The 20,005-nt window shown below is 42.8% G+C and carries 17 protein-coding genes; 12 read left to right on the forward strand and 5 right to left on the reverse strand.

Annotation, left to right across the window (positions count from 1 at the left end):
* The first annotated feature begins 135 nt into the window (after positions 1-135).
* Genes ACO1NU_RS06760 through ACO1NU_RS06775 form a run of 4 tightly spaced genes read left to right on the forward strand, consistent with a single transcriptional unit; the run spans position 136 to position 6,525 of the window.
* A complete protein-coding gene (locus tag ACO1NU_RS06760) occupies positions 136-945 on the forward strand; it encodes a hypothetical protein (protein WP_448817711.1) in 810 nt (269 codons plus the stop codon).
* Positions 946-950: 5 nt separating this feature from the next.
* On the forward strand, positions 951-3,248 hold the full coding sequence (locus ACO1NU_RS06765) for an Rv1355c family protein (RefSeq protein ID WP_448817712.1): 2,298 nt from the start codon (positions 951-953) through the stop codon (positions 3,246-3,248).
* A 23-nt stretch (positions 3,249-3,271) separates the two neighbouring features.
* Positions 3,272-5,401, forward strand: coding sequence for a sensor histidine kinase (locus tag ACO1NU_RS06770; RefSeq protein ID WP_448817713.1), 2,130 nt, complete (start codon positions 3,272-3,274; stop codon positions 5,399-5,401).
* Positions 5,402-5,439: 38 nt separating this feature from the next.
* Positions 5,440-6,525, forward strand: coding sequence for a hybrid sensor histidine kinase/response regulator (locus tag ACO1NU_RS06775; protein ID WP_448817714.1), 1,086 nt, complete (start codon positions 5,440-5,442; stop codon positions 6,523-6,525).
* Positions 6,526-6,529: 4 nt separating this feature from the next.
* Here ACO1NU_RS06775 and ACO1NU_RS06780 read toward each other — a convergent pair whose 3' ends face one another.
* From ACO1NU_RS06780 to ACO1NU_RS06790, 3 genes are all read right to left on the reverse strand, one after another.
* Positions 6,530-6,994, reverse strand: coding sequence for a response regulator (locus ACO1NU_RS06780; RefSeq protein ID WP_448817715.1), 465 nt, complete (start codon positions 6,992-6,994; stop codon positions 6,530-6,532).
* A gap of 63 nt (positions 6,995-7,057) precedes the next feature.
* The gene (locus tag ACO1NU_RS06785) at positions 7,058-8,131 is read right to left on the reverse strand and encodes an endonuclease/exonuclease/phosphatase family protein (RefSeq protein WP_448817716.1); all 1,074 of its coding nucleotides are present in this window, start codon (positions 8,129-8,131) and stop codon (positions 7,058-7,060) included.
* 4 nt (positions 8,132-8,135) lie between these two features.
* A complete protein-coding gene (locus tag ACO1NU_RS06790) occupies positions 8,136-8,738 on the reverse strand; it encodes a trimeric intracellular cation channel family protein (RefSeq protein WP_448817717.1) in 603 nt (200 codons plus the stop codon).
* 42 nt (positions 8,739-8,780) lie between these two features.
* Between ACO1NU_RS06790 and ACO1NU_RS06795 the strand changes: the two genes are divergently transcribed.
* Positions 8,781-10,079 carry a nucleotide sugar dehydrogenase gene (locus ACO1NU_RS06795; RefSeq protein WP_448817718.1) on the forward strand — a complete coding sequence of 433 codons (1,299 nt, stop codon included), beginning with the start codon at positions 8,781-8,783 and terminating at the stop codon, positions 10,077-10,079.
* 169 nt (positions 10,080-10,248) lie between these two features.
* Positions 10,249-10,539 carry a hypothetical protein gene (locus tag ACO1NU_RS06800; protein WP_448817719.1) on the forward strand — a complete coding sequence of 97 codons (291 nt, stop codon included), beginning with the start codon at positions 10,249-10,251 and terminating at the stop codon, positions 10,537-10,539.
* A 52-nt stretch (positions 10,540-10,591) separates the two neighbouring features.
* Here ACO1NU_RS06800 and ACO1NU_RS06805 read toward each other — a convergent pair whose 3' ends face one another.
* Positions 10,592-10,984 (reverse strand): helix-turn-helix domain-containing protein, encoded by a 393-nt coding sequence (locus tag ACO1NU_RS06805; protein ID WP_448817720.1) that lies wholly within the window; start codon positions 10,982-10,984, stop codon positions 10,592-10,594.
* 11 nt (positions 10,985-10,995) lie between these two features.
* Complete coding sequence (locus ACO1NU_RS06810) at positions 10,996-11,655, reverse strand: UpxY family transcription antiterminator (RefSeq protein ID WP_448817721.1); 660 nt, start codon at positions 11,653-11,655, stop codon at positions 10,996-10,998.
* 348 nt (positions 11,656-12,003) lie between these two features.
* On the opposite strand from ACO1NU_RS06810, the gene ACO1NU_RS06815 reads away from it, so the two are divergent.
* The 6 genes from ACO1NU_RS06815 to ACO1NU_RS06840 all read left to right on the forward strand — a co-directional run bounded on the left by ACO1NU_RS06815 (position 12,004) and on the right by ACO1NU_RS06840 (position 19,986).
* The gene (locus ACO1NU_RS06815) at positions 12,004-12,711 is read left to right on the forward strand and encodes a polysaccharide biosynthesis/export family protein (protein ID WP_448817722.1); all 708 of its coding nucleotides are present in this window, start codon (positions 12,004-12,006) and stop codon (positions 12,709-12,711) included.
* A 5-nt stretch (positions 12,712-12,716) separates the two neighbouring features.
* The gene (locus tag ACO1NU_RS06820; RefSeq protein WP_448817723.1) at positions 12,717-15,080 is read left to right on the forward strand and encodes a GumC family protein; all 2,364 of its coding nucleotides are present in this window, start codon (positions 12,717-12,719) and stop codon (positions 15,078-15,080) included.
* 9 nt (positions 15,081-15,089) lie between these two features.
* The gene (locus ACO1NU_RS06825) at positions 15,090-16,376 is read left to right on the forward strand and encodes a lipopolysaccharide biosynthesis protein (RefSeq protein WP_448817724.1); all 1,287 of its coding nucleotides are present in this window, start codon (positions 15,090-15,092) and stop codon (positions 16,374-16,376) included.
* Between the two features lie 358 nt (positions 16,377-16,734).
* Entirely contained in the window at positions 16,735-17,343 is a 609-nt protein-coding gene (locus tag ACO1NU_RS06830) for a hypothetical protein (protein ID WP_448817725.1), read from the forward strand.
* A 20-nt stretch (positions 17,344-17,363) separates the two neighbouring features.
* Positions 17,364-18,635: a glycosyltransferase family 4 protein gene (locus ACO1NU_RS06835; protein WP_448817726.1), complete on the forward strand. Its 1,272-nt coding sequence runs from the start codon at positions 17,364-17,366 to the stop codon at positions 18,633-18,635.
* Positions 18,628-19,986 carry a hypothetical protein gene (locus tag ACO1NU_RS06840; RefSeq protein WP_448817727.1) on the forward strand — a complete coding sequence of 453 codons (1,359 nt, stop codon included), beginning with the start codon at positions 18,628-18,630 and terminating at the stop codon, positions 19,984-19,986. Before ACO1NU_RS06835 ends, ACO1NU_RS06840 begins: the two co-directional genes overlap by 8 nt.
* Positions 19,987-20,005 lie beyond the last annotated feature (19 nt).

Here is a 20,005-nt window from a genome sequence, read left to right on the forward strand (position 1 = left end):
AGCATATAAGTCTGCGGATGCAGGATTGTGCAGTCTTGAAGATAAAACAGTGGTTGATTTTTAAAACTATCTGTGTGTAGTCTGCGAAAAGTACAGTCGATGTTGTAGATTTGATGTGAAATTTCGACTAAAACGATGGAGAGTACCCTAAACAAAGAAAATCCGGAAGTAAGGCTCAGAGCATTTAGGGCGATCGATGAGCCGGAAACGTGTGAGTTATTTGTTGAAGGGCACACCCATGTTTTAACGAGTATCGGCGTTACCAAAGTGACATCGTCAAAGAACGAATGGATAGATAATCCGGGTGCCTTTGTAATCGTGGTGGAGTCACTTGACAAGAAAAAAGTTTATGGTGGCGCCAGAGTTCATGTTGCAGGCGGCTCTGAGCCTCTGCCTATTGAACAGGCAACGGGGGCAATGGACCCTGAAATATTCAAGCTTGTTTGGGAATATTCCCGAAAGGGTACCGGCGAACTCTGTGGATTATGGAATTCGAGGGAAATATCCGGATATGGAATTGGTTGTATTTTTCTCATACGTGCTGCTGTTGCTATTTCGACCCAGATAGGGATCGAGTCGTTATTTGCACTTTGTGCCCCCTATACTATAAAGCCTGTTGAATGTGTGGGAATGGAAAGAGAGGAGAGTATAGGTAATAACGGCACCTTTTACTATCCTAAGCTTGATCTCCTTGCGACGACTATGTTGCTGAAGGATGTTCCTACCATTATTAAAGCCTATCAGGAAGACCGGGATGCTATCTTTAAGATCAGAGAGTCTCTGAATGTGGTCAGGATGGAGGAGCTTAGAAGGAAGACCATTAAGATACATTACGAAACCGAGATTCCGAATCTGAGCAGATGGGATTTAAACGCCATCATTGCCAATGCCAAAATGAATTACCTAAAGGGGCAGCTCAACGAAAACGACCTTAACTTTTTTTAAATACGATGGAAACCAATTACATTTTTTCCCCTCAATTATTAAGGATTTACCAGCCAGCAGACAAAAAAGTATTCGATGCACTCATTGAACAAAGAGAAGCTTTATTTATACATGATGAAATATATGGACAGCTTCAGGAATTAATAAAGTCGGAGCATCCGTCTTTAAAATTGAAACCTGAAGATTATTCCAGGCTGATTAACCAACGATTAGGGGGGAGAGATATCAGAGAATATGGCGTGTGGGTTTACTACCCCTGGAGTAAACGCCTGGTTCACCTGCTGGATGAGGAGGAATTCGTGGAAGTCAGGACCAACCGTAACCGATATAAAATTACGAGAGAGGAGCAAAAAACGCTCAGTGGGAAGAAAATTGGTATTGTGGGATTGTCTGTTGGGCAGTCCATAGCTCTTACTCTCGCCATGGAGCGTACCTGCGGAGAGCTTCGTTTAGCAGATTTCGATACTGCTGAACTTAGTAATCTGAACAGGATCAGAACAGGAGTGCAAAATCTCGGAGTAAACAAGACTGTCATAGCCGCTAGAGAAATTCTCGAGATAGATCCGTTCATCAAGATCCGGATTTACAACGATGGCCTAAGTGAAGACAATATGGACCATTTCTTCAGTTTCGACGGAAAGCTTGATCTTTTCGTGGAAGTTTGTGATGGCCTGGATATCAAAATTGAAAGTCGTTATAAGGCTCGCGAGTTGCAAATACCCGTAGTTATGGATACTAACGACCGGGGGATGCTTGATGTTGAACGTTTCGACCTTGAACCAGAAAGGGATATTCTTCATGGTCTGGCAGATGGTCTCGACCCGAAGAATATTAAGGGCTTGACAAACGAAGAAAAGGTTCCCTATGTACTGAAACTTATAGGTGCAGATACTATCTCGACGCGGATGAAAGCTTCCATGCTCGAGGTGGAACAATCCATCAATACCTGGCCGCAGTTGGCATCTTCTGTGACTTTAGGGGGAGCGTTGACGACAGATGTTTGTAGACGCATCCTTTTAGATCAATACCATGAATCCGGGAGATACTATGTTGACCTGGAAGAGCTGGTGGGAGATCGAGAATCCAAGCCGGAAGCTCCAGTGGTTAAGGCTGATCAGCTTGTTAACCCCTATTCAGAACTTGAATGGTCGGACATTAAGAAATCTTCTGACGAGTTTTTCTCAAAGTATACGGAATCAGCGAGCAGTCTTTCAGATCATCAGATTGATGCATTGGTAGAAGCAGCGATTGCAGCACCCTCTGCCGGCAATAATCAACCTTGGAAAATCTATTATTGCAACGGAGTATTGTTCTTATTTCACGATAAGATCAAGTCATGGTCGTGGGGCGATTATTATGAAATGGGATCTCATATGTCTCTGGGATCGGCTCTTGAAAATGTACGCTTGCAAGCGCGCGCGCTTGGATTGGCGGTAGACGAGACCATTTTTCCATTGGAGCAAAACCCTGCATTGATAGCTGCTTTAAGATTTTCTCCATCAGGAGAGTTGGTGACTTCGCAGACGCTTGATTTAGCCAAATATGTCTTCGTTCGCAATACTAATCGGAAATTAGCTAAACGTATTCAGCTGGAGGATTCATTTTATGAAGGGATGAGAGCGGTAGTCAGTCTTTTTGAGGGTGTAAACCTATATTATACTCAAGATGAGGACAAGTTGGATGAGCTTGCAGATATCATTGCGGAGTGTGACAAGATACGCTTGCTTAATGAGTTGGGGCATGAGGAATTTTACCATGAAATACGTTGGAATAAAGCTGATGCTACCAAGACGAGAAATGGTGTGGAGTTAGATGCTGTAGATATCACTGCGAGTGAAAAAGCCGGCTTCAGGGTTGCTCAAGATTGGAAGGCTGTGAAATTGCTTGCTCAGTGGGACAAGGGAGATGCATTTAAAAAGATGTCACTTGATGGCATAAAATGTGCGTCTGGAATTGTAGTCCTAACGATCCCTAAATTCGATCATCAAACATTGATACAAGCCGGGAAAGCCGCGGAACGTGCCTGGATTTTTGCAAATCAGCAGAATGTTGCTGTTCATCCCCTGTTATCGACAGCATTCTTCTTCAGTCGGCTTACTCACGGAAGAGGGCAGGACCTTCCACCGCACGTTGCTGATAAGCTGAGTTTACTTAGACAGCGCTTTGTTAAGGCGCTGGCTACTGAGGGCGGCAACGATATCATGATTCAATTCGAGGTCTTTGTTATGAAGGTGGCTATCGCTCCTGAAGCTGGGAGTCGCTCATTGAGGAAGGATAAATCTGAACTATTTAAACGAGACTAATAGTCTCCGTTCAAGGAAAATATATGAATTATATCAGACAGGTTTGTATTCTTCTTATCTGCTTTATAGCAGGAACAGCATCGGCTCAGCAAGTTGTTCCCTTTGATGGTGAATTTGGACCTATAGGAGACAAGTTGGAAATTCTTACCGACTCTGGCGGGAATATGTCTTTGCAGGAAGCAATGAAGTCGACCAGATACAAAAACTCGGCAGATGAGTTTCCTAATCTGGGGACAACTCCTTATGCATATTGGGTAAGGTTTTCATTGAAGAACCTCACGGATGGCAAAACTGCTGGAATCCAGATGACCCAGGCTATGACCGATTACCTGGACTTCTATGAATTGAAAGGGGACACGGTAACAAGGGTTAATTTTACTGGTCATAAGAGGCCCTTCAATAATCGCTATTTAAAAAATCAGACGTTTATATACCAGATCCCTTTTTCAGCCGGGGATACACGCACCATCTATTTTAGAGCTCAGAGCGGAAAGCAGCTTATGCTTCCTATTTATCTGGGAACTATAGAAAAGGTTTTAGAGAATAGCCTTGTGATCGACATGCTTTTCGGCGTATATGTGGGGATTCTCATGGTTATGATTTTGTATAACCTGTTTGTTTATAGTACGGTTAGAGATAGAAGTTACTTGTACTATGTGATGTATCTCGTTGTTGTATTGCTGACTCAAGCATCGATGCAGGGTTATGTTTTTCGCCTGGTGCTGCCTGATTACCCGGCATTTGCTGATATATTCGTCTATTTCAGTACGGCTTTGATCGGAATCGCTGCAATCGAGTTCTCGAAACACTTCCTTTCTACCAAGCATTATACCCCGAAGCTGCATAAGGTCTCTTATCTCTTCTATATACTTTACTGTATACAAATCTTACTTGCCTTATTGGGATACTTCAATTTTAGTTACACACTAATGTTGATGCTTGCTATGTGTAGTGCGATTTATGTGCTCTACATGGCAGTGGTTATTCAATTTAAAGGGCTTCGGTCGGCCAAATTTTTCTTGATAGCATGGGGTGGGTTCATATTTTGTGTAGTCATATATGTGCTGAAAGATCTGAACTTTATAGTTCCTTACAACAATATCACGAACTTCGCTCTGCTTATCGGTTCCGCATTCGAGTCCATCATGCTTTCTTTCGCACTAGCAGATAAGATTAACATACTCAAATCAGAGAAAGAGCAGTCCCAGATGGAGACCATGCACGTTCTTAGGGAAAATGAGCGGATCATCAGAGAGCAGAATGTAGTTCTTGAGGCCAGAGTGACAGAGCGCACAGCTGAGTTGAACAATACGCTGGAAGATCTTAAACAAACTCAGTCGCAGCTGGTCGAATCAGAGAAGATGGCCTCATTGGGTCAGCTCACTGCAGGTATCGCACACGAGATTAACAATCCGATCAATTTCGTTACTTCAAATATAAATCCCCTCAAACGTGACGTAGATATGCTGTTGAACGCACTAGAGGAAATTGAGTCTGTTGGCCTCTCGGATCGTACAATAGAAGAAAAGAAGCAAATTATCGAAGAGTTTAAAGATGATCTTGATTTCGATTACCTTAAAATCGAGATCGATCAGCTGATGAAAGGGATAAACGAGGGAGCATCGCGTACAGCGGAGATCGTTAAAGGCTTAAGGATATTCTCGAGGGTAGATGAAGATGATCTTAAAAAAGCGGATATCAATGAAGGGCTCGATTCGACGATGATTATAGCAAATAACTTGCTGAATAATAATATCAAGGTAGTCATGGAACAGGCAGAGCTCCCGCGAGTCGAATGCTATGCAGGTAAGCTAAACCAGGTGTTTTTAAACATCATCAGTAATGGAATACATGCAATTCACGAGAAGTTTGGGGAAAAACCTGGAGGCGAGCTCTATATCAAAACATATGCTGATGAAGAAAGTGTATATTTGTCTATCAAAGACAACGGAATAGGAATGAGCGCAGAAACTCAGAGAAAGATTTTTGAGCCGTTTTTTACTACAAAAGACGTTGGAGAAGGGACGGGCTTAGGAATGTCCATTGCCTATAATACAATCAAAAAACATAAGGGAGATATAAATGTTGTTTCTTCACCTGGCGAAGGTTCCGTATTCATTTTGCGTATTCCAATTTCTTTCAGCAATGATTAATTTTCTTTCAGATAATCAACTTGGTACCAACTAGCCCCATGACAGAAAAAATCAAAATTCTGTATATTGATGACGAAGCCGATAATCTTATCGGTTTCAAGGCATCTTTCCGTTATGATTATCAGATTTTCATTGCTCAAGACATCCCGGCGGCATATGCACATCTCGAAAAGCATCCTGATATCCGGATAATTTTCTGCGATCAAAGAATGCCCAAACAAACCGGTGTGGAATTCTTCGATGAGGTGCGTTCATTATACCCATCAGCCGTCAGAATTCTTCTTACAGCATATACCGATGTTGAGTCGGTAATTGACGCTATCAATAGAGGACATATTTTCAGATTTGTAAAGAAGCCATGGACTGAAATTGACATTATTTCTGCGATTGAAGAAGCAAATAAATTTCATATAAGCAATTCAATGCTTGCGGTGAAGCACGATGAATTGCAAAGAGCCTACAGTGAACTGGATAAGTTTGCTTATAGCGTGAGCCATGATATTCGAGGGCCATTGTCGGGTATAATGGGTGCAATTAACTTAGCTCAGGATACAGACGATCCTACTGAGATGAAAGAGGTGCTTTCAATGATGAAGAAGTCTTTGAAGACCCTTGATATGTATATTGTTAATATGCATGAGTATTATAGTCTTCAACGTGGAGAGCTAAAGATCAAAAAGATCGACTTTCATGCCATTGCAAATACGCTAAAAGACATCTTCGGGATGACGGCAGAAGTAAACAATATTGCTTTTGAAGTAGATATCGTTCAGACTGATGTTTTTTTCAATGATGAGGCGCCTATCATGTTGATATTGAATAATTTGATCTCTAATGCATTCAAGTATCAGGAAGAGGGAAATACCAATAAAATAGTCAGGTTGAAGATAGAGGTGGTAAATGGTTCCGCAACTTTTGAAATAAGCGACAACGGTATTGGAATCCTTCGCAATCACATTAACGAGATATTTAACCTCTTTTATAGGGCAACCTCACAATCGTCTGGCTCAGGATTCGGGCTGTATAATGTAAAGAGTGCCATATTGAAGCTCAATGGACATATTGAGGTGAACTCCGTGCTTCATCAAGGCACGACTTTCAAGGTAATAATTCCTGGGAAATAAGTCTTTAATCTAAAAGTTTTTGCCTTAAGAGAAACTCAAGCTGGTCATTGGATGTGGCGAGCTTTTCGTTCATAGAGGTAATTTCTTCCTTCTCTTTATACTTATCATAAGCACGGCTTATCGTCATATCAAGTTCTTCCTCATTCCAGGGCTTTGCGAGATAATGAAAAATTTTGCCTTTGTTTACCGCGTCAACGACAGCACCCATATCGGCGTAGCCAGTCAGAAGAATTCGAATAGGGTCAGGAAATTTTTCAATAACCTTCTCCAGGAATTCAACTCCGGTCATATTGGGCATACGTTGATCGGTGATGATGATATGAACAGGCTGCGCCTTCATGATTTCAAGAGCTTCATCGCCGCTTAAAGCAATAAGCACTTTATATTTCATGCGGAAAGTAGCCTTGAAAGAATACAGGTTATTCTCTTCGTCATCTACGTAGAGTATGGTTATCTTTTTCTCGGGCATAATGATTGATTACGCAAAGTTAATGTTTTTGTTTCAGGAGATTCAATTAGAATAGAGTGAATTCTAATTTAGCGATAAATCAGCATATACGGGATAATGATCAGATGCCTGCTCTGGAATGATGACGTGGGAGGAAACATTCCAGTTGCCGGATACAAGAATATGATCGATCTGATATCGCAAGAAGCCTTTGTGTAGCGTCACTGCGTAAAAACCATTGCCCTTCTCCCGATATGTGCTCAGCAAGCCAGCCGCCATTTTGTTAAACGCGTATGATGAAGGTGGATCATTGAAGTCACCGCAAATTACGTAAGGGTAGGGGCATGATGCAGAATGTTCCTTTACCATATCCACCTGGGCTGCACGTTCCAAAAAAGCCCTCCTTAACTGTCCTCCAATCTGCTTACTCGGACGCAGTTGTTTTGTCTTCCCTTTAATTACCTGACTCATGTAGTTAATCTGGGTTTGTTTCAGACGGATGGATTCCAAATGAACTGAGTACACCCTGAACGTCCGGTTGTTCTTCAATACGTCTATATAGATGCACTGATTTCCGTCACCGTCTTCTGAAAAGCGGAGAACGCCGGATTTGATAATTGGATATTTAGAGAAGATTGCCATACCTACTCCATCTCCGTTAAACTGCACGAAATGAAAGTTTTTTGTATGGAGGATCTTTTTTAAAGAGTCATTCGCTTGAAAATGCTGCGGTACACTATAGTATTCCTGAAAACAAGCAATATCAGGCTGTATCTTGTCAATTAGCGACAATACCTTGCTACTGTTAGATGTTGCCCGGAACGCTTCATCAAAGGCATGCACATTGTATGTCATCACGCGGACAAGCGAATCAGGAGTACCAGCTTTTGCTTGAACCTGCGCTTTCCTGCTAAGACTAAATGTACCTGATAGAATGGGCCATCCTATGAAGATACAGCACAGAGGAACTAAAGCAAAAGCAGATCTGCGGATGAGCCAATAACAACATATGAGGATATGGCCGGCCAGAACAGGGACATAAGCAAGACTCGCGAAGGCGAGGGGCCAGAACGTTCTGGGATCTACATAGGCACCAAGATTTGATAGTAGCAGTGCAATGCAGGAAAGGATAGTGATGAATTTAATTATCTTAGTCATAGCTTTAGTACATGCGTGGCAATGTTAATTTGTATTTTACGGCTACAATACGAATGACGCATATCGTGGAAACCGCACAAAGCCTCGTTACATTAATATCAATACCCATTTCCCGGCACGTGATGTAAACTAAACCGCCAGCGATGCATGCCGTCGCATAAATCTCCTTTCGAAAGATAAGAGGTATGTTATTGAGAAGGATGTCTCTGGTAATACCTCCAAAGCAACCCGTGATAGTTCCCAATGCAACACAGATCTCGGGTTTGAGGCCGGCATTCAGTGCTTTCTGTACGCCTACGATAGTAAATAGGCCAAGGCCGATCGTGTCGAATAAGAATAACGGTAATTTAAATGACTTTAAACGCTTCCAGAAAAGCATCGTAGCGATAGTCGAAAAGAAAATAACAGCTGAATAGTACTCATCCATCATCCAGCTTACAGGTAGCTCCCCGATAAGGATATCTCTAACCGTTCCTCCTCCGATAGATGTCACGAATGCTATCGTTAATACTCCGAAAACATCTAATCTTTTCTGTATGCCTGCAAATGCGCCTGAGATTGCAAACGATACGCAACCTAAAAGTTCAAGGATATAGGTGATCGTCATTAAGTGATCGTCATTATTTGGCAAATATATTAACTTTACCCGATGGATTCTATTGTACACACATATCGTGCCGACAACGCGCGAATTGCTGTAATTGGACTGGGCTATGTAGGACTTCCTCTCGCGATCGAGTTCGCCCGGAAATATCCCGTTTTAGGGTTTGATATCAGCAAGGGCAGGGTGCTAGAGTTGTCAGCCGGTAGTGACAGAACACAAGAGGCGGACCTAATAAGTTTGAATCAGTTGATAGCTGAAGGGAGTCTGCAGTTTTCCTGGGATAAGGATGATCTTCGGTCTTGTAACACGTTCATCGTCACCGTGCCGACGCCGATAGACGAATTCAAATCTCCCGACCTAGGTCCTTTGTTGAAAGCTTCTCAAATGTTGGGTTCTATCCTTAAGAAAGGAGATGTAGTCATATATGAATCTACGGTTTATCCAGGTTGCACTGAGGAAGATTGTGTGCCCGTTCTGGAGAAGACCTCTGAGCTTATTTTTAACAGGGACTTTTTTGCAGGTTATTCCCCTGAACGGATAAATCCAGGAGACAAGGTCAATACCCTCACAAAAATTAAGAAGGTAACAAGTGGGTCCACTCCGGAAATCGCAGAAGAGGTAGACCGGCTGTACAGTTCCATCATCACTGCAGGGACGCATAAGGCACCAAGCATTAAAGTTGCAGAAGCTTCAAAAGCAATAGAAAACGCGCAGCGTGATGTTAATATTTCATTTGTAAATGAACTCTCCCTCATTTTCGATAAGATCGGTATTGACACGAATGACGTAATTGAAGCTGCTGGTACTAAGTGGAACTTTTTAAAGTATAAGCCGGGGCTTGTGGGTGGCCATTGTATAGGGGTCGATCCTTATTACCTGGCTCATAAAGCACAATCTTTGGGGTATCATCCGCAGGTAATCTTGTCTGGTCGCAGGGTCAATGATGCGATGGGTGGATTTGTTGCCGACAAAGTGGTTAAGCTGATGATTCGAAATGACCAACGCATCAAAGGATCAAAAGCACTGATTCTGGGCATTACTTTCAAGGAGAATTGCCCGGATGTAAGGAACACACGGGTAGTAGATATTTATCATGAACTTGCCGAATTTGGTGTGGAGGTTGACGTGTGTGATCCCTGGGCCAATATAGAGGAAGTGCGACATGAGTATGGAATAGATATACAAAATGAGCTGCAACCAGGTGTCAGGTATAATGCAATAATTGTCGCCGTTGCTCATGACAAGTTTTTAACGATTGACTACTCTAGCCTAAAAGCAGACAATGGTGTTATATTTGACACGAAAGCCTGTCTTGAACGGCACATTGTCGACGCGCGACTATAAGTCCTAATACCTTAGGAACGATAGCAGGTATTTTAATCTCAAGCTCGTTTTTAAGGATGAAATTTCACGCGTGTGATCATCGAAAAATTAATTTCAGGAATACATAACCCTTTTTCTTTTTTTGCGTAAAATGCTTAAAACAAAGATAATAAGAATGATTCACACAGAAATGGAACTCGAGAAGCCTGAAAGTACTTTTGATCAAGATGTACTGAAGATTGACGATACTTTGTATACCGTCAACGTTCAAGAGATTGAAGTTTTTATTGAACAATGCAGGAGATTTATGCCCCTACAAAGCAATAACGACTTTGAGCTAATGACCCAAGAGATATCTGACTCACTAGTGGAATTCACAAGAGGAGATGTACCGATGGAACAAATAAGACCTCAATTGCTGTTTCTTCGGGAAATAGGTTTTTTACTAAAAGGCTTTTTGACGCCGGCTGAAGAAGACTGATGTCTGCATAGTCGTTGGTTAGTGACGCCTTATGCATAGGTATTTATATACATTACGAATAAAGAGAGCTTTTCTCAACATACGCTAAAAGGAGTTGGTTGTGCTTTTCAAGCAAGTCTATGTACTTGTCCTTCCAATATTGTTCTGACCGTGCACGGCCTTCTCCTTCTTCCTCCGCATAGACTGCATCATCTGGTAGATGACTTATCCCCCGCTGTTCAGTTTTCATAAACAGTTCCGGAAATTCATTTGAAAAATCATGTTTTAGAGCCATGCCAATCTTGTGTATGATTGCAGGTTTCAGATACTTCTGGTTGAACCAGTTATAAACAGATCGTCGGTTCACGTCAGTCAGACGTGCAAGCTCACTGATGCTATAACCATTCCTGCGAATAACTTTTTCGATTATCTGACCATAGTGCTGATCTTTGAAATTTTCGTTCATATCGTTTAAGTTTATGCCCGAACAGCTACGGCTGCTCCAGCACCTGGATTTGTGATTAGAATATTTTGATTGACAGCCACTTTTGCTATCAATACACAGTCAAGCTGTCGAATGCTTATCAAAACAGATTTGCCCTTCACCTCTATAACCTCCCCTTCCAAGTTAGCCAAAGCACCTTGGGTGATCTTAATGCGATCTCCGCTACTCAAATCCCTTATACTTATCGTTTCAACATCTTTGTATTTGCCGACAATCATCCGGATTCGGTCGATATCGCTGTTATCAACCACAGCGGGCTTTCCACTGTAATAAATGAAATTTATTACACCCATCGTCTCCCGGACTAGAGATTGTTCAAACGGAGAAATGTGTACGAAGAGATATGATGTAAATAGAGGCAGGTCAACAAGCATGTTCCTGTCAGCCCATTTTCTGTTTGTTCTGACAAGTGGACAGAAGCTTTCTACCCCTTTTTCTTTAAGCAGCCGGTCTACCTTTTTCTCCCATTTGGAGCGTGTGTAAATTACCATCCACGCTTTTACGTTACTGTCTTTTTTGCTAAGGAAAGGTTTATTCATAATTCTAGTCATAGTGTAGTTTTCGGTCTTCGAGGAGATGAGTGTTACGAAAATAGATAAAAAGAACCCTCCAATTAGGACCTTTCCCACCATGTATAATACATTGTTGACTTATGGGAAAAACATAGGAAAATCTAACTGGCTTAGATGGTAAACGACATGTCTTCTCAGGATTGGTTAATATAAATCATTGATCTACAGAGTTTCTCGAAATTTCCCGTGACTTGGTACATAATCGAGAATAATTTCTGAAAGGTGTGTGACACCCTTACTTTTATGAAAAAATCAGCGACAAAATTATCTGTTCAGCGGAGTTTTTTAACTGCGGCAAAAAGCGCCGCTAAAGCCTGTTGCCGGCATGTAACTGAAGTGGCGAAGCTCTATTTAAACGAAAAATAATAAATACCTATGTGCAAATCATTCTTTCACAGTTTCCTTTTTTTGACGGCGATTACACTATCGTCATGTTCGACGTACAAAACAATTCCTTACTTCCAGAATCTTGATAAGACCAAGATTACTCAGGAAGAAATTAAAAACAATTCGGCTCTGAAGATTCAACCGGGTGACATACTTGGAATTACAGTCGGAAGCTTGAATCCTGATGCCTGGACGGACGGAAACAAGAACGGAGAAACCGCCCTGGGATATAAAGTTGATGACGGCGGGAACATTAGCTTGCCATTAATAGGTCTCGTTAAGGTGGGTGATTTGACAACAGTACAGGCCAGAGAGCTGATAGAGACCAGACTTGTTAAGTATTTGAAGTCTCCTGCTGTGAACTTAACTATACTGAATTTTAAAATTTCTGTACTAGGGGACGTCAATCGGCCAAATGTTTATCCTGTTTTAAGCGAGCAGATATCAATCACAGAGGCTCTAAGTCTCGCAGGAGATCTTCAGATAACAGGTATGAGGCAAAATGTCTTGCTGATTCGTGAGCAGGGAGGAGTTCGTAAATATATACCGGTTGATCTTACAAGCACCAGTTTGTTCCAGTCAGAATACTATTATCTCCGCAACAATGATATCATCTACGTAACGCCTGATAAAAACAAGGCTGCAGCGGTAGATCAATCAGCCCGAAATGTGGGATTCGTTCTTTCGGCAGTATCTATCCTTACTCTTATCGCTACCCAACTATTATAATCGCTATGAAAACAGAACAAATATATCTCGCACCATACGCCGAAAATGAGGTTGCACCAGGAGCAACCAAGGATATGCGTGCCATGTTCGCTAAGTACCTATATCATTGGCCTCTTTTTGTTTCCATTATGGCCTTGTGCATTGGGCTCGCGTTGTGGTATGCTGCTACGCGTCCACCTGTCTACACTATTAATGCGAAAGTCACTATAAAGGACGACACCAAAACAGGGGATATGAAAACCGCCTTGCAGGAAATTACCATATCTCAGACTCCAAAAGCCATGGAGAGTGAAGTTCAAAAGCTGAAGACACGTGCTCTCATAGGGAGGGTAGTAGACGAGCTCCAGCTCTGGTCAACCTACCATGTTGAAAAAACCTACGGTATGGAAGAGGTGTACAGCACCTCGCCGGTACGTTTTCATCTGCTGGACCAACGCAGACCCCTCACTGAGAGAAGCTTCAGCATATATATAGAAAGCAAGGATCATTACATCTTAACACAACCGAGTGGAAACGAAATCAGAATTCCATTCAATAGTATTAGCACGAACTCTTTTGGTTCATGGAAGCTCGATACAACATCACATCTGATCGATCATATAGGTAAGAAGATAGTGGTTATGTTAAACAGTCCAGAAAATGCAACCAACGCATGGATAGGAAAGTTGAACGTCGCATTGAATAAAACAGCTCCAATCGTAGATATAGATTTGGAAGATACAGATCCCGAACGAGGTGTGATGGTGGTTAACCATGTGATCAAAAGCTATAAGATGCTTGATATAGAAGAGAAGAATAAAGTTACTGAGAGCACCTTAAAGTTTATAGACGATCGTCTGACTGATGTCACCGGCGAGCTAACGACCGTAGAAAAAGATGTCGAGGGATATAAAAGCAGCCAGGGTTTGACGGATATATCGTCCCAGTCGCAGGTTTACCTTCAGAGTGTTCAAGAAAACGATAATGAGTTGAACAAAGTGAACGTTCAATTAAACGTAATAGACGGGATAGAGAGATATATTAATTCAGCAGGGAGTAATGGAAACGCCCCTGCGACACTAGGTATCGAAGACCCAGGCCTTAATAATCTGGTTAGTCAACTTGCCGTGCTTAACCTGGAACGTAATAAATTGATGGCGACTACCCCTGAAGATAATCCTCTCTTTGCTCCTCTGAATAGTCAGATTCTTAGTACAAAGAACTCGATTAAAGGAAACATCAAAGCCATCAAGTCGTCTTTGCTGGCAACCCGGAGGCAGCTTCAGGGCTTTAACAGCAAAGCCGAGTCATCCATAAAAAATATCCCCGGACAGGAGAGGCAATACTTGAGTATTAAACGTCAACAGGCAATCAAGGAGAATCTGTATGTATACCTTTTGCAAAAGCGCGAGGAAATTGGCCTTCAGTATGCATCAACCTTAAGCGATATAAATACGATTGAGTCTGCCTACTTCGAGGGGCCTAAATCACACAAAGAAGTCCCATTATCTATTGCAATTATGTGTGGTTTTCTTCTGCCGGTAGGTTTAATTGGTTTTCGAAAAGCATGGAGAAATAAGATTCACGACCTGGAAGATCTAAAATCAACTGGTGTACCGGTCATAGCTGAACTGATACAGGAAGAGGGCGACTCATCAATTGTTGTTCTCGATCGGAATACATTTGCCATTGCAGAGCAGTTTAGAGCATTGAGAAGCAGCTTGTTTCATCTATACGATAATAGAAAAGGCAGCTGCGTGACATTGTGTACGTCCAGCGTATCTGGGGAAGGGAAAAGCTTTATATCAAACAATCTAGCTATATCAATAGCGGCCTCAGGAAAGCTGACGATTATTCTTGAGCTTGACTTGCGGCGCCCAATGATGTCGAAATATTTCTCCTTCGATAAAAAGTGCCCGGGAATCAGTGACTACCTTCAAGGGAAAGCAACGATAGATCATATTGTTCAACCATCACAGGTTCGTCCTAATCTGTTTTTAATTGCTGCCGGATCGATGGTGGATGATCCTGCAGAACTATTAGAATCGTCGCGTATGGTTGAGCTGATTAGAACGTTGAGGGAGCGCTATGACCATATCTTGCTTGATACTCCTCCTTTACATCTCGTAACGGATGCGATGATTCTTGGTAGAATGAGTGATAAGACGGTTTACATGGTTCGTCAGGATGTCACGAGCAAGGCAGAACTGCAGTTTATTAAGCAGTTAAATCAAGAGCAAATGATGCCTGATATGCACATCGTATTTAACGGTATACAAAGAAACCGTACTGGTTATGGCTACAGCTATGATTACAGCTATTATAACTACCCGAAGTCGAAGTCGATTAGTTCGCGCAAGCTCATGAGAAATTTAGCTAGTAGATTTTAACTTTTAGAGGTGTCAGTACAACAACTTTATATCGACGGAAAGTTCTCAAGGCTCAAAGAGTGGCTAAAGATAATCTCTCTGGCAGGATCAGCTCAATTAATAGTTCAGGCTACGAGCTTTGTATCTGGGATCTTGATCATCAGAATGCTGCCGACTCAGGAATATGCTTTGTACACCATTGCGAATGCTGTACTCGGAACGATGGCGGTTTTAAATGATGGGGGGGTCACCACAGGGGCAATGTATGAAGGTGCAAAAGTGTGGCAGGATAAACGCCGCTTAGGAAGTGTGTTAAACACAGCGCTTCTGTTGCGCCGTAAGTTCGCAATTATCAGTTTAGTGATTGTTGTACCCATACTCTTTTACATATTAAGAGAACATGATGCCAGTTGGACCATATCAATCCTTATCAGCCTCGCCCTTATTCCCGCTTTTTTCGCAACGGTCTCCGGTTCGCTGCTCGAAATAGTGCCCAAGTTAAGGCAGGAAATAGGACCTCTGCAAAGATTACAGGTCCAGAATAATTTGGGAAGGCTAATATTATTGTGTATTTCTTTGTTCACTATGCCTTGGGCATATATCGCTATATTGGCATCAGGCATTCCGCAAATGTGGATGAATGTAAGACTTCGGCTGTTTGATTCCCGATATGCCGACTTCGGCGCAAAGACGGATGAAAAAACCCAAGCATCGATTCTGGCTATTGTTGTTCGCGTTATGCCTGCGTCAATTTATTACTGCTTGTCAGGGCAAATTACTATCTGGCTAAGTTCTGTTTACGGCTCTACCTCTACAATAGCTCATTTGGGAGCTCTCGGAAGGATTGCCATGCTTTTTAATCTACTAACCGTTTTGTTTGGGACGCTCATTATGCCGCGCTTTGCGAGGTTGCCCTTAAACAAGTCTGTTCTGCTCAGGCGCTTTTTGCAGGTGATGTTGTTGCTTTCTTTGCTCTGTGTTTTTATGCTGTGTGGCGCGTGGGTGCTGTCATCAGAGATACTTTGGGTATTAGGTCCTCAATATAGCGATCTACAGGAAGAGGTAGTTTGGAGTGTTTTGGCAAGCTGCATTGGCATGCTGGCAGGGTGCGCCTTCAACTTGTACTCAAATAGAGGATGGACAATAAATCCTTTTTTGCTAATCGGTCTAAGTCTTTGTACGATCGTGCTTGGAGTTTGGTGGATTGATATTTCCACGATTAGGGGAATGATAAACCTGCAGATTTTTATAGTCAGTTCTGAGGCCCTAATGCACGCGGGGTATTGCATTTTTAGAATAAAGAAAATTGATAGCTAAGGTGAGACTTAGCAAAAAAGATACTCAATGGGCACTGGTTTATTAACCCAGACGCCGGAAGTTAAATGTATGCTAGTGAGCGACTATCCGTACAACTTAGCTAGGCGGTGGGTTTTTACTCTGATTGTTTGTCTTGGTGTTATCCGTAGGATCCGGAGAACCTCCAAGGTGTAGGCTGGAGCCGAATTCTCAGAGAAAGATACATTCGGAAGATTCGAGCGATGTACTTCCGGACATCTTATCTGAGTTATAGAGGGCTGGTTGCCTATTGAGTCTTGATCCTGCTTGTTAAGAGTAGGCGTCGACCAATCCTGTAAACAAGGATTTTCGAAAATTCCAAACAAAACACATATAGATAATGAATAGAGACGTTCGCAAAGGCCGTACAGGTGCCAACATACTACCAGCTCAAGAGTCTGACGGACTAAAAAGTGAGCGGCAGCAAGGTGATTGGATAGTATTCGGACTTGCACATACACGTTTATGGACCTTAAGAACCTACATCCTTTTAATAAAGACAATGAAGTCCCGGGGGCTTGTTAAGCGTATCATTTCAATCGGCCCGATTAATAATGCATATGCCAGTCAGGAATTGGAATTTGCTACTGAGCATCTTGGCGAAGATGTACTAATCCAGCTTGGCGCGTTACCAGCTGATCAGGTATCCCGCAGACTGCTTCATGCAGAGGTTGCTTTGGTGGCGTCTAATCCAGAGAGTTTGAAAAAGTCTGGTTTATTTGCGGCTCTTGCCGCTCATGCGCTACCCGTTATCTCGGATGTTCCTACAAGCTTAAACGACCCGCCCGGAAGGATCATCTTCAGGCCCGTAGAGATAATGAACAAGGCCCAGATTTTAAGTTCACCTGAATATGATAAGCGAAAGAAACAACTTCACCATTGGTTTTGGAAAACACGAAACTGGAAGACGATTGAGCTGAATATGACCAGCTGGATGAAAGAAGGTTAACGATCCACTAAAACGAACTCATGAAAATTTTTATTTCTCATCCTACAGGTAATCGCAACGTAAGGGCGGTTTTAGATAGCTTCGATAATGCAGGTATACTGGCGGGTTTTAATACGACCGTCTCTGCAAACAAATCGTCAAGATGGTTAAAGATAATGCCAGGTAGTTTTCAACAGGAGTGGTTGCGGCGATCGTACTCTGTAGCGGCAGCGAAGGTGAGAACCCGTCCCATTCTTGAGCTTTCCAGGTTGGTACTACCCAAACTAAATTTAGGCTTGTTTACAAAGAACGAGTATTCACTGGCCAGTATCGATGCAGTATACCGAGACTTAGACAAGGATTTTGCGAAGCATTTGCCTGACATATTGCAAAATCAACCCTTTGATGCTGTGTACGCCTATGAGGATGGGGCCTACGAGACCTTCAGAATGGCCAGGAAGCTGGGCCTGAAATGTATCTATGATCTTCCCATAGCATACTGGGAGACAAGTAGGAAATTGTTGATTGAAGAGTCTGAAAGACTGCCAGAATGGGCAATAACCTTGGGCGGGGGAGTCAAGGATTCAAAAGAGAAACTCAGACGAAAAACTAAGGAGCTTGAAATGGCTGATATCGTAGTTGGCCCAGGTAGCTTCGTCAGAGATTCTCTGCCGAACTGGGCAGCAAATAAAAGGACAATTATGGCTCCGTTTGGTTCTCCTCATGTCACTGCAAACGCCGCTGAGACGCTGCAGTTTAAAGACCCCTCTCGTCCCCTGCGTGTTCTCTTTGTGGGTAGTATGGGGCAGCGGAAAGGACTTGGGGATCTGTTCAACGCAATCAAAATGTTCGGTACCGAAGAAGTCGAGCTAGTAGTCCTCGGAGAGCCTTTGACATCAATGGAGTTCTATAGGAAGCAGTTTTCCGATTTTACATATGAGCCCAACAGACCTCATGATAAGGTTTTGGACCTCATGAGGTCCTGTGATGTTTTTTGCCTCCCGTCGATAGTAGAAGGACGTGCCTTGGTAATGCAGGAGGCGATGAGTCAAGGTCTTCCACTGATTGTTACCGAGAATACAGGTGGAGCTGATCTGGTGCAGGAGGGCTATACAGGCTTTCTCGTACCGATACGCTCTCCGGAAGCTATCGCAGAGAAAATTAACTGGTTTCTCCAGAATCGGTCTGCAATACCTCTGATGGCGAATCTCTCCAGGCAACATGCAGCTACGTACACCTGGGAAAGCTACGGCTCAGCTATAGTAAGTCAAATAACACAAAAGGAAAACCCGAGCATTTGCAATCATGTCTAAAGTTATGAGTGACCAGCATAAGGCTTTGAAGCAGGCGATTTGGGCGTATTTTCTGCTTATAATATTCGAGGGCGCTCTTCGGAAATGGGTGCTTCCCCAGTTGGCAAACCCGCTCTTAGTAGTTCGTGACCCGATAGCCATTTTTTTGATCGGCTATTCCTGGTATAAAGGTATTTTGCCAAACAACCTGATGATGTATGGTATGATGGCGCTCACAGCTGCTGCCGTCATTACCGCACTGACCTTGGGTCATGGGAATTTAACCGTAGCTATATATGGAGCCAGGATCTTTTTGCTCCATTTTCCACTGATCTTTATTATTGGTACAATCTTTACACGTGAAGATGTGGTGAAAATGGGTGAGGTAACTCTCTGGTTAACATTGCCTATGGCTATATTGATCGCAGTTCAGTTCTATAGTCCGCAGTCAGCTTTCGTCAACAGAGGGGTTGGTGGGAGTGACGAAGGTGCCGGATTCTCAGGTGCAAATGGATTTTTTAGGCCGCCTGCAACCTTCTCATTTACCAACGGTACTGCCCAGTTCTTCGGCTTTGCGGGAATATTCTGTGTCTATCACTGGTTGAAGTCAGAGAAGATTAATAAGCTGGTTCTAACAGCGGCGTCTATCGGGATATTGATAGCAATTCCTTTTTCCATAAGTCGAACGTTAACTTTCATGCTTGGTCTTACAGTAGCATGTGCAGTTGTTGCCGTATGGCGGAAACCGGAATATATAAAGAAGATAATTGTGGTGGGGGTATGTATGGTGGCTTTAGTTATGATCCTGCGGGAAACAGAGCTTCTGGGCACTGCAATTGATGCATTCATGTCGAGATTCACCGCAGCATCAGAGGTTGAAGGCGGTATGCAGGGAACGTTTGTGGATCGTTTTCTTGGCGGGATGTATGACGCTGTTTTAGAATCTCCAAATGCGCCGTTTTTTGGCCTGGGCATTGGTATGGGGACGAATGCGGGCAATCAGCTCTTAACTGGAGACGCAACTGGATTTCTTATATCTGAAGGTGAATGGGGAAGACTCATCGGTGAGATGGGGGTTCTATTCGGATGTACCGCTATTTTGATCAGAGCAACACTGGTGTTCAAGTTGGGCGTCAGAGCCCTCGCTAAAATACAAAAGGGTGATATTCTTCCCTGGATGATCTTTGGATCTAGCTTTGTGGGAATATTGCAGGGACAATGGGCTCAACCAACAAACCTGGGTTTTAATGTTCTGATCGCAGGTCTCACGCTTGCTTCACTGAAGCCGCAGCGCCTTTATTATAGGGTACTTAAAAAAGTTAAAGAGCCCGAAGTCGCCGGGCACACGGTTGCACCTCGTGTGTATGTTTAACCACTTCTGATTTTTTCTA

The organism is Arcticibacter sp. (genome assembly GCF_053551015.1).